The sequence below is a fragment of the Paenibacillus sp. RC21 genome (genome assembly GCF_044907935.1).
GTDB classification, from domain to species: Bacteria; Bacillota; Bacilli; order Paenibacillales; family Paenibacillaceae; genus Paenibacillus; species Paenibacillus terrae_A.
In genome coordinates this window covers 129,247-144,368 of the sequence record NZ_JBIYCS010000005.1, presented here as the reverse complement: position 1 = coordinate 144,368, position 15,122 = coordinate 129,247, and the positions used below count along the sequence as shown (strand labels likewise).

The 15,122-nt window shown below is 53.4% G+C and carries 13 protein-coding genes; 10 read left to right on the top strand and 3 right to left on the bottom strand.

All coding sequences use genetic code 11. The annotated features are described in order from the left end of the window. Window positions 1-27: 27 nt before the first annotated feature. The 10 genes from ABIA61_RS17700 (at window position 28) to ABIA61_RS17655 (ending at window position 10,692) form a co-directional block, all read left to right on the top strand. Window positions 28-1,404, top strand: coding sequence for a preATP grasp domain-containing protein (locus ABIA61_RS17700; protein ID WP_283657287.1), 1,377 nt, complete (start codon window positions 28-30; stop codon window positions 1,402-1,404). Between the two features lie 16 nt (window positions 1,405-1,420). Next, a complete protein-coding gene (locus tag ABIA61_RS17695) occupies window positions 1,421-1,666 on the top strand; it encodes an acyl carrier protein (protein WP_283653087.1) in 246 nt (81 codons plus the stop codon). Then, complete coding sequence (locus ABIA61_RS17690; protein WP_283653086.1) at window positions 1,659-2,789, top strand: hypothetical protein; 1,131 nt, start codon at window positions 1,659-1,661, stop codon at window positions 2,787-2,789. Before ABIA61_RS17695 ends, ABIA61_RS17690 begins: the two co-directional genes overlap by 8 nt. 81 nt (window positions 2,790-2,870) lie before the next feature. Further along, window positions 2,871-3,863, top strand: coding sequence for an ABC transporter ATP-binding protein (locus ABIA61_RS17685; protein ID WP_283653085.1), 993 nt, complete (start codon window positions 2,871-2,873; stop codon window positions 3,861-3,863). After that, window positions 3,853-4,659: an ABC transporter permease gene (locus ABIA61_RS17680; RefSeq protein ID WP_404581082.1), complete on the top strand. Its 807-nt coding sequence runs from the start codon at window positions 3,853-3,855 to the stop codon at window positions 4,657-4,659. The genes ABIA61_RS17685 and ABIA61_RS17680 overlap by 11 nt, the downstream gene beginning before the upstream one ends. A 1-nt stretch (window position 4,660) precedes the next feature. Next, window positions 4,661-5,473 (top strand): ABC transporter permease, encoded by an 813-nt coding sequence (locus ABIA61_RS17675; protein WP_283657284.1) that lies wholly within the window; start codon window positions 4,661-4,663, stop codon window positions 5,471-5,473. Window positions 5,474-5,523: 50 nt separating this feature from the next. After that, the gene (locus ABIA61_RS17670; protein WP_404581081.1) at window positions 5,524-7,059 is read left to right on the top strand and encodes a hypothetical protein; all 1,536 of its coding nucleotides are present in this window, start codon (window positions 5,524-5,526) and stop codon (window positions 7,057-7,059) included. Between the two features lie 11 nt (window positions 7,060-7,070). Continuing rightward, window positions 7,071-8,231, top strand: coding sequence for a UDP-glucuronosyltransferase (locus tag ABIA61_RS17665; RefSeq protein ID WP_404580075.1), 1,161 nt, complete (start codon window positions 7,071-7,073; stop codon window positions 8,229-8,231). Continuing rightward, on the top strand, window positions 8,228-9,274 hold the full coding sequence (locus ABIA61_RS17660) for a Gfo/Idh/MocA family protein (protein ID WP_283653078.1): 1,047 nt from the start codon (window positions 8,228-8,230) through the stop codon (window positions 9,272-9,274). Before ABIA61_RS17665 ends, ABIA61_RS17660 begins: the two co-directional genes overlap by 4 nt. A gap of 26 nt (window positions 9,275-9,300) precedes the next feature. Next, window positions 9,301-10,692, top strand: a complete 1,392-nt coding sequence (locus tag ABIA61_RS17655) for a type III PLP-dependent enzyme domain-containing protein (protein ID WP_404581080.1) — start codon at window positions 9,301-9,303, stop codon at window positions 10,690-10,692. 117 nt (window positions 10,693-10,809) lie between these two features. On the opposite strand, the gene ABIA61_RS17650 is transcribed toward ABIA61_RS17655, so the two are convergent. The 3 genes from ABIA61_RS17650 to efeO are packed head-to-tail and all read right to left on the bottom strand — an operon-like array spanning window position 10,810 to window position 14,917. Further along, the gene (locus tag ABIA61_RS17650) at window positions 10,810-12,624 is read right to left on the bottom strand and encodes an FTR1 family iron permease (protein WP_404581079.1); all 1,815 of its coding nucleotides are present in this window, start codon (window positions 12,622-12,624) and stop codon (window positions 10,810-10,812) included. 24 nt (window positions 12,625-12,648) lie between these two features. Next, entirely contained in the window at window positions 12,649-14,034 is a 1,386-nt protein-coding gene (gene efeB, locus ABIA61_RS17645) for an iron uptake transporter deferrochelatase/peroxidase subunit (RefSeq protein ID WP_404581078.1), read from the bottom strand. A 4-nt stretch (window positions 14,035-14,038) separates the two neighbouring features. After that, window positions 14,039-14,917 carry an iron uptake system protein EfeO gene (gene efeO / locus ABIA61_RS17640; RefSeq protein ID WP_283653074.1) on the bottom strand — a complete coding sequence of 293 codons (879 nt, stop codon included), beginning with the start codon at window positions 14,915-14,917 and terminating at the stop codon, window positions 14,039-14,041. Window positions 14,918-15,122 lie beyond the last annotated feature (205 nt).

Below are 15,122 nucleotides of genomic sequence, written 5' to 3'. Positions count from 1 at the left end.
CTGGATGGAAGAGAGGGATGACAGGACGTGACGACTAAAACCATTAACCTTGTGGAAGCGCTTGCCCATGAACGCGATCATGGAGTCCTGATTTGGCTGTTTAATATTGGCGCAGAGCAGGTATGGCATCCGTCCCCCCGTAAGGGGGGGATGGTAGATCGTGATGAACAGCAGGTGGTAAATCGGATGGAGGAAATGAATCTTCTGTTGTGCCGAAGTCAGGATGTGATCGTGCTGCGAGAACAGCCGGATCAGGCTTTTCTGGACATGCTTCAGCGGTTGGGCTTTAGCCTGCCGCGTATTGAGGTGCCGGAGCCGACTGATCCGTTAACGCCGATTTCGGAGCTGGTGCTGGCGGACGAGGCACTTTTGGCACGGCTGCGAGTGGTTGCGGAAGCAGGCCACAGTAGTAGCCGTGCCAAAGCGTGGCTCGTTCCGTATGCGGTTACCCCGCAGGAGGAAGCGATTGCGGAGCGCTGTGGACTGGAACTGATCGGCGCTCCGTCCTCCGTCAGCGCTCGGGTGAATGATAAAATATTCAGCCGCCTGACTGCGCAAAAGCTCGGTTTTGCCGTCAGTGAGGGAGCCGTATGCGCGGACGAAGCGGCGATCCGCAGGGAGTGCGGCAGACTGGACGACTTGTCGGACGGGCCTGTGAAGCTGATCATCAAGCAGCCGCATGGCGCATCGGGACAAGGTATGTATATGCTGGACGAGCTGTCCAAGCTGGATACGCTGCTAAGTGTGATGAAACGCTTTGGCGGCTCGTCCCCTTCTTCGGGAGGCTGGCTGGTGGAGCGCTGGCATAACAAGCAGATGGATCTGAACTACCAGCTCTGTATTGACGAGGGCGGTGGGGTGACAATGTTTTCGCTGAAAAGGCAAAATGTGGACGGCACGGTGTACACCGGGTCCCGCGTTCCGGCTGAGCTTGGCGCTGCGCTGGAAGAAGAAGTGAGACGCTGCGCTTACCAGTTGGGAACGTATCTGTATTCCATCGGTTATACAGGCATGGCTTCCATTGACGGCTTTGTCGATGAAGGAGGCTTGCTGGTTCCGGTGATCGAGATTAACGGCAGGTTTACCCTGTCTACCTATATTTCGTTCCTGTCTTCGGTCTTGGGAGAGCAGCATAAAACGCTGTCCCGCTACTACCGCAACGTTACCGCCACACCGCTGACCTACAGCCGCTTGTGCGGCTTGCTCGCAGAGGAAGGCTTGCTCTACACGCCCGAACGCCCCGAAGGGGTGTTTGTTTATACAGCAGGTACGTTGTCCGGTACTCCGGTGAAGCGGGGGTATGTGAATCGGATTTTCACGCTTATTATGGCAGATAGCTGGCAGGAAGCCGAAGCCTATGCGCACAGGCTGGAAGATGTCATTGCGGGATTGGCAAGCTCATAATCGGGAGGAATTTAGGATGAAAACAGATGTGTACCATGTAGTACCTTTGCTGGAAAAGGTATTGAAGCTGGCTCCAGGTGAACTGGAACAATTGACGCCGGAGCAAGATTTGCGAACCTTGGGGCTGAATTCCCTATCCGCTGTTGAATTGATTGTAGAGCTGGAAAATGAGCTGGATATTACGATGGAGGACGACGATCTGGTGCTGGAGCATCTTTCCACACTTCGAGGTATTGAACGTCTGCTGGGCAAATATGCATAAGGGGGCGGCAGAGATCAAGCCTATGCAGGTATCCGGCATGGAGGATGTTCATGACTCCGTTGTCGATTACGCTGCTGAAGAAATTATAGATGCTCCTCCAGGCAAGCACTGTGTATATTCATCCCTGCGCACCTCGCTGCGGCGGTATGGCGTGAACATGGCGGAATCCGAGCTGTTCATGCTGTGCGGCAGTATGTGCGCGGAATATAGCGGAGATTTGAAGCGCTTCGGTCCCGAGAAATATCCGGAGCAGCTTCAGGAAATGGCAGCCAGCGGCGGTCCGGTGATTCGGGTGGAGCCGTGGATTGTTGGTGTAAGCGATGAAACCGACCTGCTGCGGGCGCTGACATCAGGCTACGGTACGATGCTGCACACATCGAGTACCGCTTTAACCTACCACGACGTGTATGTGAAAAATTACCCAAGGGGCCATGTCATTGAGCTGTCTGGACTGGACTTGCAGGAGCGAACAGCACAGGTAAATGACAGCTTCCTGCTGGATTCTTCGGGCCATGCCATGACTTACGTCGGTTCGGCCCGGCTCGACGACCTGATGCAGGGCATTATTGAATATGCCTGGGTGGTGGAACAGCCCGCGCCGCTTTCGCCAGGCGAATTGCATGCAGCGTGTGCATACCATATTCGTCAATATGTGACTGGACATGAAGCGGTCTGGAGAGGTGTACCTTCGTCCAATGACCTGGGAAATAACCCCGGAAATGTCGCAGTTGGCAAACAGGTCAAGCGGGGAGATGAGGGATACCGGGCCTTTGTCGAGGACTTCCGCCTGCTGACAGACATGGAGGATGCGGACTTCCGTACGTACTGCCATGAAATCTATTACAATCTGCGTTTGGGCAGTGCCCTTCATCTGACCGATTACACAGCGGATTATTGCATGCTGCATGAAGCCACATTGGGACCGCGAGCGCAGCATGTGATGGAACTGGCGCAGTCATTGAATGCGGAATGGCATAAGCTCAATCTGCATATTTACAAAACAGGTCTTCAACTGCGCAAGCATCGGATGCCTGACATTAGCGACCGCGCCCTCGGCCTGATTGACAAACAGCGGCATATGCTGGAGGAATTGATGATTTTAGCCGAGCAAGCAGCCGAGTAGTTCAGGCATAACGTATCAGGCAAATCGTATCAGGAATGCTCAACAAGGTGTCACGGACAGATGAAAGAGGAGGAGAATTGAATGCCGTCCATTACATTGAATCAATTGTCGAAAACGTTTACGTACTATAAAAAGGAGCCGGGCGTGCGCAAATCATTACAAAACCTGTTCAGGCGGGAAAAGCTGACCAAGGAGGCCGTACGGGATGTCAGCTTCACCATTGAGGAAGGTGAAATCGTCGGGTTTCTCGGCCCGAACGGGGCGGGCAAAACAACGACGCTCAAAATGCTGTCCGGCATTCTTCATCCCAGTGAGGGGGAGGCATCTGTACTTGGTTTTACCCCGTGGAAGCGGCAAAAGGAGTTTAAACGGCAGTTTTCCATCGTGATGGGACAGAAAAACCAGCTCTGGTGGGATTTGCCCGCAAGCGAGTCGTTCGAGCTGAACAAGCTTATTTACGAAATAGATGAAAGTCGTTACAAAGAGGCGCTGGACGAGCTGGTTACCTTGCTTGGGGTGGAGGAACAGCTTCATGTTCAGGTTCGGCGATTATCTCTTGGCGAGCGTATGAAAATGGAGCTGATTGCCGCGCTCCTGCATCGTCCACGGGTCATTTTGCTGGACGAGCCGACCATTGGACTGGATCTGGTTTCTCAGCGGCGCATTCGCGAGTTTTTCAAAGCCTATAACCGCACACACCGGACGACCATCCTGCTGACAAGCCATTACATGAAGGATATTGAGGACTTGTGCAGCAGATCCATCATTATCAGCGGGGGAAGACTGGTGTATGACGGGGATTTGAACAAGGTGAATGAGGTGATCGGCGCCCGCAAGTTGCTCAAGGTTCGACTGGAGACCCCTGTGCCTAACCTGACGTTGGCGGGACTTGGCAAGCTGCGCTCCAACTCGGAGCTGGAGGCGGTATTTGAGCTGGATGCAGAAGATACTCTGACCTGGTCCAAAAAGATTTTGGATGCGCTGCCTGTCGTTGATTTTACGATTGAGGACGTCCCGTTGGAAGAGGGGATAGCCAATTTGTACGATGGAGGCAGGCTAGCTGATGCGAAATAACAAATATATGAAGGTGCTCCAGCTTGGCATGCAAAACGAAATGGAATACCGGGCCAATTACTGGCTCCAGATGGCGGGGTTCATGCTGCCGATCATGACGCAAATTTTTCTCTGGCTTGCGGTATTCGGTTCTTCGGGACAAGCAAGGGTGCTGGGCTACTCTTTGCCGGAAATGCTGGTGTATGTAGTCATGGCAGGGGTAACCGGTAAGCTGATCGCTACGGGTTTTGAATACGAAATTGCTACAGACATCAAAGAAGGCGGACTGGCCAAATTCATGGTGCAGCCTGTACACTATTTTGCTTACCGTTTTTGTCGGTTTATTGGAGGCAAGGCGGTACAGTCCGCAGTAGTGCTGCTGGCGGCTGCGATTTTGCTGCTGTGCCTTAGCCTGGAAGGTCAAATCAGCTTCAGGCTGTCGTATATCCTGCTTTACATATTGGCGTTGCCGGGGGCGCTGGTGCTCAATTTTGTGGTCTATTATGCGCTGAGCGGCATAGCCTTTTGGGTGACGGAATCGGGGGGACTATTTTACACGTTGTCGCTCGTCATTTATGTAGCTAGTGGCACTGTGTTTCCGCTGACGATTTTTGGAGACGTTTTGGCCCGCATGTTCAGTTTGCTCCCGTTTAGCTACACCGTATTTTTTCCGGTGAACGCATTAACGGGCAAGCTGACCATGCTGGAAGCCGCTGAAGGCATTGGCGTGCAATGGCTCTGGATTGTAGTGCTGGCGGCCATATCGCGCCGGGTGTGGCAAGCCGGGGTCAAACGCTTTGTCTCGGTAGGAGGTTAACATGAAAAATGTTTTCCGAAATGCTGGACGTTATATCCGACTGTACTGGAAGTTCGTCCAGTTTTCCGTCATGTCGCAGATGGAATACCGCATTAATTTCATTACTGCTTTTCTGGTCGAAACCGCTTATTTGCTCATCAAGCTGCTGTACGCCTCGGTTCCATACCGGGCCGGAACGGATATTAACGGCTGGTCTCCTGACGCGGTGCTGTTATATATCGGCGTATTTACGATGATGAGCGGTTTTTACAGCGGCTTGTTCTACAGCAATTTTACAAGTCTGCCTGACAAAATCCGTACCGGTTCATTGGATGTGCTCATGACCAAGCCGGTGTCCCTGCAATTTATGGTGACGCTGCGGCAATTTGAGCTGGGCTACACCATTCCAAACGTAGTCGGCGGCGGAATCATGACGGGCATTGGCTGGTATAAACTCGGTCTGCCGTTTAACTTTGAAACGGTCGGGGGCTTTTCTGTGTTGCTCGGTTGCGGGGTGTTGACGGCCTATTCCGTGTTTTTGCTGCCCCAACTGCTAGCCTTCTGGATCATCCGCACGAACGGGGTGACAGAACTATCCAACAGCATTTTCGATACGAACCATGTGCCGATGGCGGTGTATAGTAATCTGATCCAGCGTATCGGCTTGTTCGTGCTTCCGGTGTTTGTGATTTGTAATTTTCCACCGATGTTTATTCTGGGCAAAATGGAACCCGGCTTGATCATATGGGCATTCCTCGCCCCGATCTGGCTACTGGCGGTGATCCGCTTTATATGGCAGTTTGCCTTGCGCGATTATACAAGTGCAAGCCAGTAGCGCTACCGTAATAGCAGGCTAATAACGAAGCAGGAAAGGAAGCGAATCATATGAATGCGACACCGAACCAGCGTCATTTGTATATGGGAACGTTCGAAGCGGAGGTTTACTGGCGGGATGCCCAGTTAGCTTCCTTGCCCGCCATTCCTGACCGGGCTTCTTCTGCGATTGTGGCGGCAATGGATGAGCTGCTGTTCAGCTTTTGCCAGCCGGGAGACGCGTTGTTGACCCGCTATGCTATTTCGCCTGTGCATCGTCAGTATATCGCGCAGTTGGGCTTTCGCCCGGCTGTAAATGAACGGGATTTGACTGACGGAACGGAGCAGGCGGGGAATGTGTCGGCGGCTTCCGTTTTTGAACTGCTGGGCAGTCGCAAGGCCGATACCAGTACGGGGTTTCCGCAACTGGAGGGATGTGTGCTTAGCCCGTTTGCGGGTTTGCCTCATGTGGAGGAGGCCGCACGCGCTTGGGGTATTACGCTGCATCAACCGCCGCTGGAAACGATCCGCAAGGTGAATGCCAAAACCTATTCTTCTGATTTAAAACGCAGTCTTGGACTGCGCCATCCCGGCTATATTGTGACTTCGTTTGCGGATGTAGCTGAGGCGGGACGCAAGCTGCTGCGGGATGGAAGCTTTTTAATCAAGGATGATTTTGGCGTATCCGGCAAAGGAAACCTGCACATTACCTCAACACAGATGCTGGACCGAATTGTATCGTATTTACGTGGGCAGGAACGAAAAGGCAAACGGGTACTGTTCCTCCTGGAGCCTTTCTTGGAGAAGGAGCAGGATTTTTCATGCCAATTTACGATTGGTGATAACGGAAGTGTCGATATCCTGTCTGTGCAGTGGCTGGCTAACACCCAATTCGCCTATCGGGAATCGTTGTCGCCGGATGAGGCTTTTATGGAGCGGCTGGAGCGTGAGGGCTATTTTCGCTTAATGCAGGATGTAGGGAAGCAACTGTATCAGGACGGTTATTACGGCGACGTCTGCATTGACTCGATGACACTTCGCGGCGGGAAGCTGGAGCCTATTATCGAAATTAACGCCCGTAAATCCATGAGTCTGATCAAGCACCAATTGGACACCTTTTTGGCTGGGAAAAATATGCGTGGCACGTTGACGAATTATTCGTTGTCCCATGACGGCAGTTTGTCCTATGAAGAATTGCTGGAAGGGCTGGAATGTGAAGGACTGCTGTTCACAGGCGAAAGTGAAGAAGGCGTCATGCCGCTGGGCGCCAATACGCTGTATGTGAACACGGGCGGACGAGATGGCGAAAACAGGAATACAGGTGATAAAAGCACGCCAAGCAGAAATACAACAGAGCGCGGGGGCAGGTCATCTGCCAAGCAGGTTCGTGTTAGCGGGATTAGCAGTGGTGACGGTCTTTCCGTGTCTGGTGGGCCTGAAGGCGTAGCGAATATCCAAGGTAAAGAAGGGGCAACTGGAAGTGAGCGGGCACGTGGAAAAGGTCGTCTTTATTTGGAACTGGTTGCCGCGGGTGATAAGGAAAAAATGCGTCTGACTACGAAGCTGGAGCATTTTTTGGCGGAGCATCATTTTACAGTGCTGAATTAAACGGGAGGCGTATGAGCATGAGTATGCACAAGAGTATGAAGGTAACGATTTTGTGTTCCGGTTTCGGATTGGGCTTTTATACTCCCGGCTTGCTGATGCAAGCGGGTCTTCGCAGGTTGGGTGTGGAGACGGCGATTCACGTATTTGAAAATGTACTGCCTGAGTCGGCCCGTCTCAAGGTGGACAAAAGCCGCAAAGCTTACCATGATAATTTCGCTGTAGCCTTAATGTCACAGAAGGTTCCGCAGGATATGCGCAATTCGCTTGATCTCGCTGCCATGGAAGTGCTGCTGACCCGATGGATGGAGGAAGATCGGCGGCATTTTATATGCTTGTCCGGCCATTGGATGTATGTGCTGGAGGAGTATCGCAAGCGCAGGGAGCCGGGATCGGTACATGTGGACATTGTATATATGGACTCGACGCCTTCTCCTTCATGGAAAAATCTGGCCAAGCATAACCCGAACTTTGCCGATGGGTGTGGAGAAATGACATTTTTTGAAAATGACCCAAATAGAGTCAGCCACTATATTGATGTCCCGGCTGTAGAGCATGTTCCCTTTGAGGCCCGGAAATCCCGCTTGTTTGTGCACGGCGGCGGTTGGGGTATGGGCACGTACCGTGAAAAGGTCGGACGGCTGGAAGAGGCGGGTTGGGAGCTGGATTTGCTGCTGTATGATCAGGACCAGCCGGATGAGCAGCGGGACGGTATACGTTATTTCCGGATGGACCCGCAGTGGAGAACATGGAAGCGGAATGAAGCCGGGGAGCATACTTTTCCGCCTTTCGGTGAGGTGAAGGCTGGCGAGGAGACGTTGTATGAGGCCGGGCCGGATTACCATAGCATGCTGGACCAGGCATGTCATGTCCAGGCCATTGTCAGCAAGCCCGGCGGGGGTAGTCTGACAGATTCGTTCGCCACAGCCACTCCACTCATTATGCTGGAGCCGTTCGGTGTGCATGAAATGCATAATGCGGATCTGTGGGAACGGCTGGGACTGGGGATACGGTACGATACGTGGATGCAAATCTATGGTGGCAGCGCTGAGATTCTGGAGGACATGCACCGGAGGATCGTGGAGCTACGTAGTCAGACACCACGCTATGTGGAGTCATATGTGAGGAACGTCCAGGTGCAAGTAAACTCAGCGGGATTGGAGAAGGGGTCATGAACACCGCCGCAGCGGCGCAAGAGCCTGCGGTACGTGATATCCGTTTTGGCCTCATTGGCTGTTCAGCCATTGCCCCTCGTGCGCTGCTGGAGCCGATCCGTTACGTTGCGGGGGCCCGTGTAACCGCGCTTGCGAACCGGACCGTTGCCAAGGCAGGAGATTTGGCGGACCGTTTTGGCGTTAGTGTCGTTTATCGGCATGCCGAGGATATGCTGATCGACCCGGAGATTGACGCCGTGTATATTGCGCTGAGTAACGATCTGCATGCGGAGTGGATCGGTAAAGCATTACAGGCTCACAAACATGTGCTTGTGGAGAAGCCGTTATGTCTGAATACGGCGGAGCTGGCTCCCCTGGAAGCGGCAGTCGGGCAGAGCAGCGCTCACCTGCTGGAAGGAGTCATGGTGCAGCATCATCCTTGGCAGCGCGAGCTGCGCAATATCGTGGATTCCGGTCGCTATGGTTGTTTGCGCTCCATAGCGACCAGCCTGTGCATTCCCGCAAAGGACGGGCATGCGGAGAATTACAGATCCCGACCCGAGCAGGGCGGGGGATGCTTTTGGGATTTGGGCGTGTATTGGCTCCAGTTTCTTCAGGCAGTCGTTGGACTGGAGCAGGCGGAGTTCCGCAGTCAATCGGATTTCGACGGTCCTAACGGCTGTGACTGGACATTTCGTGCACAGGCCCGCTATCCGGGGGGATTGGAGGCATCCGCCCTCTTTTCATTCGAGCGGCCATACCGCTGCGCTCATGTATTAACCTTTGATTCGGCGGTAGTTACTTTGCAGGACTGCTTTCGGGCGAATCTGGGCTTTTATAAAATAACGCTCAAGACGAAAATAACGAAGGATACAATGATAGACTCCAAAATCAAAACCGTTTTCGAGCCCATGAACTATTACGTCAATCAGTTGGACACGTTCTGCGATATCATCCGGGGAGTCGCGGAGCCTATTCCGTTCCACGAGGCCGCCGAGCGCGTCAGATTGCTGGCAGCTATTCATGAGGCCGCCCGTTCAGGCCAGACGATCTATGCGGAATAGGAAGAAGAAGGGGGGAGATTCAGCAGATGGATAAAAAGGACGAAGCCTTGCTGGAACGCTTCGGCGAACATCCGACGCCATTTTATTATTACGATGGCGACGCGCTACATGCTCATGTCAGCTCGCTGCTATCCCGGCTGCACCCGGCTGTGCGTGTGCATTACGCACTCAAGGCCAATGGCAACGTAGCCTTGGCGGGATTGCTTCGCACGTTAGGCTGTGGCGTCGAAATCGCTTCGGCCGGGGAAATGTTTGTCGCGATGGAGGCCGGGTATGCCCCAGAAGATGTGTTGTACGCCGGGCCGGGAAAAACGGTAGCCGAACTGAGTGAGGCGGTAGCCTGTGGAATCGGCTGCATTCATGTCGAGTCGGTGCGGGAGCTGCGCTTGCTGGAGGATATTGCTGCCCGAGCAGGCTTGTTTGTCCGCGCTGCGGTTCGTGTGAATCCCGATAACGATTTGTCGGGATCGACGATCAAAATGGGTGGCGTTCCTCGTCCCTTTGGTGTGGACGAGGGGCAGTTGGATCACTTTTTTACGGTGCTGGAAGATTGCCCACATGTATATTTCCAGGGCATTCAGGTGTATACAGGCACGCAAATGCTGAAAGCGGATCAGATTTTAGCTTCATTCTCGAATACCCTTCAATTGGCAGAACGCATACAGGATCAGTATGGTGTGGCGATGCATACGGTAAATTTGGGCGGCGGATTTGGCGTTCCTTATTTTACTCATGAGCAGCCGTTGGATATGGGGCAAGTGATTGATGGACTGAACGCAATGGCCGAGCAGACTCGATCCCGTCTGCCAGGTGTTATGCTGATCATCGAAAGCGGCAGATATCTGGTTGCTCAGGCAGGAATGTATGTCTGTCGGGCGTTGTATACGAAGGAATCCAAGGGAGAGAAGTTCGTTGTAGCTGATGGCGGTATGAACCATTATGCCTCGGCTGCCTTTCGAGGACGTCGGATTAGGGACAACTATCCGGTGCGAATTATGCGCGGGCAAGGAGAGGGACAGGAAGTGGCGATTCAGATAGGGCAGGGGAAGGACATTCCTGTTCAAGAGGCTGCTGCTGTCGAGCTAAAATTAGGGAAGGCCGCAGACCGGATAGGGGAGCTTCAGCCAGAAGCAACCGTGGATCTGGAAACCGTGAGCATTGTCGGACCGCTTTGTACACCCGAGGATTGTCTTGTGAAAAAAGCGCAGCTTCCTCCGATTCAGGAGGGTGATTATATTGTCATTCCGAATGCAGGAGCTTATGGACTAAGCTATAGTCCGGTGCATTTTCTGGGACATGCTACGCCGGCGGAGCTGCTGGATTTTCGCGGTGAGGTACACGTGATTCGTGAGCACGGTGACCGTACAGACTTGCTCCATCACCAGCGTATGATTCCGTTGCTGGAGGATATTTTCTGATCATAAAAGTCAGCACTCCTTCTCGTGACTAAAAAAACGCCAAAACCGTCGGAGCCGATAGAGATCGGACCTGCGTTTTGACGTTTTTTTGCAATTATATGTGTTGTGGCTTGGATTTTAGCGTTGCTTGGAGCTGCGCATTTCCTGACGTACAAGCTGCCACACCATGAAGATCAGCACAGCGACCTGTGGGATAAACGTTTCCCAAGTAGGATACATGCCCAGCCAGCTAATGGATGGCAACGAAGAGGCCGTGTGCCCCGGAAGCTTGCCAGCCACCTGAAGCGAATGAATACTTTCGCCCAGAAACCGGAATACGAGATAGTAAATCAGTACAGTGGCTGTCAGGAAAAAGGCGCGAATCGGCAACCGTACGCTAAACTTGATAATCGCCAATGCCAGCACAGCCAGCACGACAGTTGCCGAGCCAATACCAATCAGCAATTGAGAGGTTTCGATGGCCGGGGCCATACCGATATAAAAGATAGCCGTCTCGGCGCCTTCACGCAAAATCGCGAGCGCAGAAACGGCGAACAGCGACCACAGGCTACCACGCGCCAGCGCGTTGTCTACGCTGTTCTCGACAAAGCGGTTCCACGCGTCAGCATTGGATTTGGTATGCAGCCAGTTACCGACGGTCAGCATAAGCACAACCGCGACCAGTCCAGTCACACCCTCCAGCAGCTCACGCATGCTGCCCGATGTGGCGGCCGCGACCAGTGTGGTGAACAGCACCGCCAGGATTCCGCTCAGCACCAGCCCCGTTCCGGCACCAGCCCATATCCAGCGACCAGCCACAGCTTCGCCGCTTTTTTTGGCATACGCCAGCAGAGCCGCAAGCACCAGAATGGCTTCCAGCCCCTCACGCAGCAAAATCAGTGCCGCATCCCAAGCGGTGTAGGAACGTTCTTCCGTCAACGGACGGAGCCTTTCCAGCATCTGATCAAGGGTTTGGATGGCTTTGACTGTGTTCGGTGGAGAAGACAGCAGATAACCGGAAGTCTCGGTCATTTCATTTTCAATCGCGGTATAGGACGCCGGATCGGAAATTTGCACATGTCCTTCAACCGAAGGCCACAGGGCGATGAACCGCCCTACCTTGTCAGCCGCTTGCTCAGGCTGATTGGCTGTCGCATCCTGCCGTGCGAATTCGAGGAGCTTGACCGCATCACTTAGCGAGACTACTGAGCCATTAGCCGTGTTGTTTGCAACAGCTTCTTGACCCGTATTCACCAACTTGCCTTGACTGTAATCCGACAACAAAGCCGTTAGTTCCTGCATTTCCTTGAGAGCCTGCTCTTGTCGTATTGGCTCGGCTTGCATGGAGATGCGAATCAGGCTAATTTTAGTTTCCAGCGCACTGTATACCGGAAAATTGTCCGAACGAATCGGTGTCTCCACCTGATACCATGCTTTTACGATCCGGTCGTAATCAGCGCGGGCCGCAGTCCAGTCGCCTTTTTGCATGGCAGCCAGACTGCCCTTCGCCATGGGGAGCAGCTTTTCCGCTGCTTTGGCTCCAGCCGGGGCGGGTTTGTCGCCTTCCGCAGCAGTCACAAATTCGTTGACCGAACGAGCTAGCACGGACAGTGCAGCTTTCGCTGGTTCTCCGCCGCCGCTGGCAAGCGCCTGCTCTGCATCCGTGAGAGCCTTGTCCACCGCTGCGATATGGGCTGCATCACCGCCGTTTGTTTTGGCAGCTTCCCACAGCGTACGGAATTCTTTGACGTCCCTGGAGGCTTCCGTCCATTGGGATTGTCCCGCCTCCACCAGTGCGCCACCCACCACAGGCATGAGCTGATCATTGGAAGCAGCTTTGGTATCTGTTTGTGCGAAAGCGACCGACCCGGAGCCGGATATGAACGGAGTTGCTGTCAGCAGCAGAGCCACCAGCAGAAACACCCATCCCAAGCTTTTATTGCGCCGATTCATATAAATCCCCTTCCTGGCCTGCTGCTAAAATAACGTATCCCCGATGTAGCCGCCTTGCGATACACCCGGGAAGCAGGCGAACACCGCACTGCCTTTGTGTACAATATATTCGTTCAGCTTGTCATTGCGCGCAAGCTTCTCCTGAATGTGGACGAACTGCTTGAATAGATCACGTTGGTAGCTGATGAACAGCAACCCGGCATCGAGCTGTCCTGTTTGCTTGTCCAATCCGCTCGAATAAGAATAAGACCGCCGCAAAATATTAATGCTCCCGTCCCCATGAGCCAATGCAACATGAGAGGTGGGGGGCGTGATCGGCTTGCCTTCCGGACTTGTGGCCGCCAGATCAAGCTTGTCGAACTCCTTGGCCTTGCCCAGTGGGGCCCCGCTGCTGCGATGGCGTCCGAAGGTATCCTCCTGGTCGCCCAGTGTCGAGCGATCCCATACCTCTACCCGCATGCGTACACGCCGCACAGCCATATAGCTGCCGCCGCCCATCCACGCAGGACCGTCACTCGCCTGTGTCCATACCAGTCGGTTCATCTCATCAGCCTTGGAGGTATCCGGGTTCCCCGTACCGTCCTTGAAGCCGAGCAAATTCCGCGGCGTGCTTCCCGCCGGATCGGCCTGTGCTGTCCGCTGGAAGCCTTCCTGTGTCCAGCGAAGCACCGCCGTTCCTCTGGCAATACGCGCCAAATTACGCAGGGCATGGAAAGCTACCTGCAAATCATTGGCGCATACCTGCACCCCGATATCGCCACCGCACCATTGATCGTCCAGCGCATCTCCTTGAAAACGGGGCAGCTCACGAAGTCCGGCAGGTTTAAGCCCTGCCAGACCGTAGCGCCCATCAAAAAAGGACGGACCTACACCAAAGGTAATCGTCGTCCGTGACGGCGATAACCCCGCCGCTTCGCCCGTATCGGACGGAGGCAGGTTGAGGTTTTCGTTATCGTTGCCGATCAGCGCGCCGGAAGTCATCGTAGCGGTGGCTTCTGTCCAGGCTTTAAACAGGCTGCGTACCCGTTCCTTGTCGCTCGTCGTCAGATCGAAGGCGGCGAAGCAGATGAAATCCTGTGCCGGAGTCACAATACCCGCCTGATGCTTCCCGTAAAAAGGAACCACATCCTTGGTATCCGCTTCCGTCATCATGCTTTCAAGCCGTTGGCTGGCTGTCAGCACAGCCCCCACGCCACCGCCGCCGAGCAGGAGACCCAGTCCCCCGACTCCGGCCAGCTTCAATAGATCCCGGCGTGATACAGATTTACTCTTTCCTGACAGCACATCATTTTCTAGCAGAACATCCTCTGACTTAGCATCCTTTTTGACCAGATCAACCTGTTCTTCACGGGAATCTGTACGCTGCTGCGGTTCCTGTCTCGTTTCCTTTTGCCGCTTGAAGCCTTTCATATCGTTACACTCCTAACAATTTTCCCATTTGGGACAACGGCTCTGCCAGGGCATCGAGGTTTTGGCTCAGCTTTTTAATTTCTTCCGGTTTCAGCTTCGTATAAGATACATAGCCTTCGCCTTTCTTGAAAGGAGCCAATTCTTTCTGCAATGCCTCAAAGCGCTCGCCAATTTGCGTTTCCAACGCTGCATCTTTTTGGTTCAGGTCTGTTTTCAAAATCTCATATATTTTTTGTGCGCCCTCTACATTGGCTGCAAAGTCGTACAAATCCGTATGGGAATACCGTTCCTCTTCACCCGTCACCTTGGAGGTGGATACTTCGTTCAGCAGCTCGACTGCACCCGTTACCATCAGACTGGCGTCAATGTTGACCGTCTCCACCTTGGCACGCAGCAGCTTTGCATCACTCAACAGGCGGTCGGAAAACTCGTCCAACCCTTTGGTGGTGTTTTCTTCCCATAATGTCTTTTCAATCCGGTGGAAACCGCGCCAATCTGCTGCATCTACATCACCGTCACGCGCATCAATATTCGGGTCAAGATCGCCCAGCGCTTCTGCAATCGGTTCAATCCGTTCATAGTACATACGTGCAGGAGCATACAGCGCCTTGGCTTTGTCCAGCTCGCCAGCTTTGACCGCGTTCGTGAATTCTTCTGTCTTTTTCACAAACGTATCGCATTGCTCTATGGCATAGGCACGGTAAGCGGCCACCGCTTGATCAAAATTGGGGGCAGAGGCCGCAGGAGTCGTTGACTGTGTAGTTGCTCCCACATCTTTGGTCGTTGCAGCAGGCTGCTGAGTAGCAGTTCCGGTTTGGCCGCAACCTGCGAACAGAATAGAAGAAACCAGCACTCCGGCCGGTACAGCGTAACGTAATTTCATAATTAATGAACACCCTTTCTGGCCAAGCGGCCATGAACAATAGTCTGTTGCGCGATATCTATATGTATCATTATTTTGATAATGATTATCAGTCGCGGTTTTTCTTATCATAAGGCTGCCCCATATGCCTGTCAATACATAAAATTAGACGCAGAGTCTAACGATTCTGCAAAGGCTGAAAATAAGTGCCTAGGCCCATTTTTAT

Bases quoted from the DNA above. Each gene is read 5' to 3' on its own strand.
- ABIA61_RS17695 (WP_283653087.1), top strand. From the start codon at position 1,421: ATGAAAACAGATGTGTACCATGTAGTACCTTTGCTGGAAAAGGTATTG.
- ABIA61_RS17690 (WP_283653086.1), top strand. From the start codon at position 1,659: ATGCATAAGGGGGCGGCAGAGATCAAGCCTATGCAGGTATCCGGCATG.
- ABIA61_RS17685 (WP_283653085.1), top strand. From the start codon at position 2,871: ATGCCGTCCATTACATTGAATCAATTGTCGAAAACGTTTACGTACTAT.
- ABIA61_RS17680 (WP_404581082.1), top strand. From the start codon at position 3,853: ATGCGAAATAACAAATATATGAAGGTGCTCCAGCTTGGCATGCAAAAC.
- ABIA61_RS17675 (WP_283657284.1), top strand. From the start codon at position 4,661: ATGAAAAATGTTTTCCGAAATGCTGGACGTTATATCCGACTGTACTGG.
- ABIA61_RS17670 (WP_404581081.1), top strand. From the start codon at position 5,524: ATGAATGCGACACCGAACCAGCGTCATTTGTATATGGGAACGTTCGAA.
- ABIA61_RS17665 (WP_404580075.1), top strand. From the start codon at position 7,071: ATGAGCATGAGTATGCACAAGAGTATGAAGGTAACGATTTTGTGTTCC.
- ABIA61_RS17660 (WP_283653078.1), top strand. From the start codon at position 8,228: ATGAACACCGCCGCAGCGGCGCAAGAGCCTGCGGTACGTGATATCCGT.
- ABIA61_RS17655 (WP_404581080.1), top strand. From the start codon at position 9,301: ATGGATAAAAAGGACGAAGCCTTGCTGGAACGCTTCGGCGAACATCCG.
- ABIA61_RS17650 (WP_404581079.1), bottom strand. From the start codon at position 12,624: ATGAATCGGCGCAATAAAAGCTTGGGATGGGTGTTTCTGCTGGTGGCT.
- efeB (WP_404581078.1), bottom strand. From the start codon at position 14,034: ATGAAAGGCTTCAAGCGGCAAAAGGAAACGAGACAGGAACCGCAGCAG.
- efeO (WP_283653074.1), bottom strand. From the start codon at position 14,917: ATGAAATTACGTTACGCTGTACCGGCCGGAGTGCTGGTTTCTTCTATT.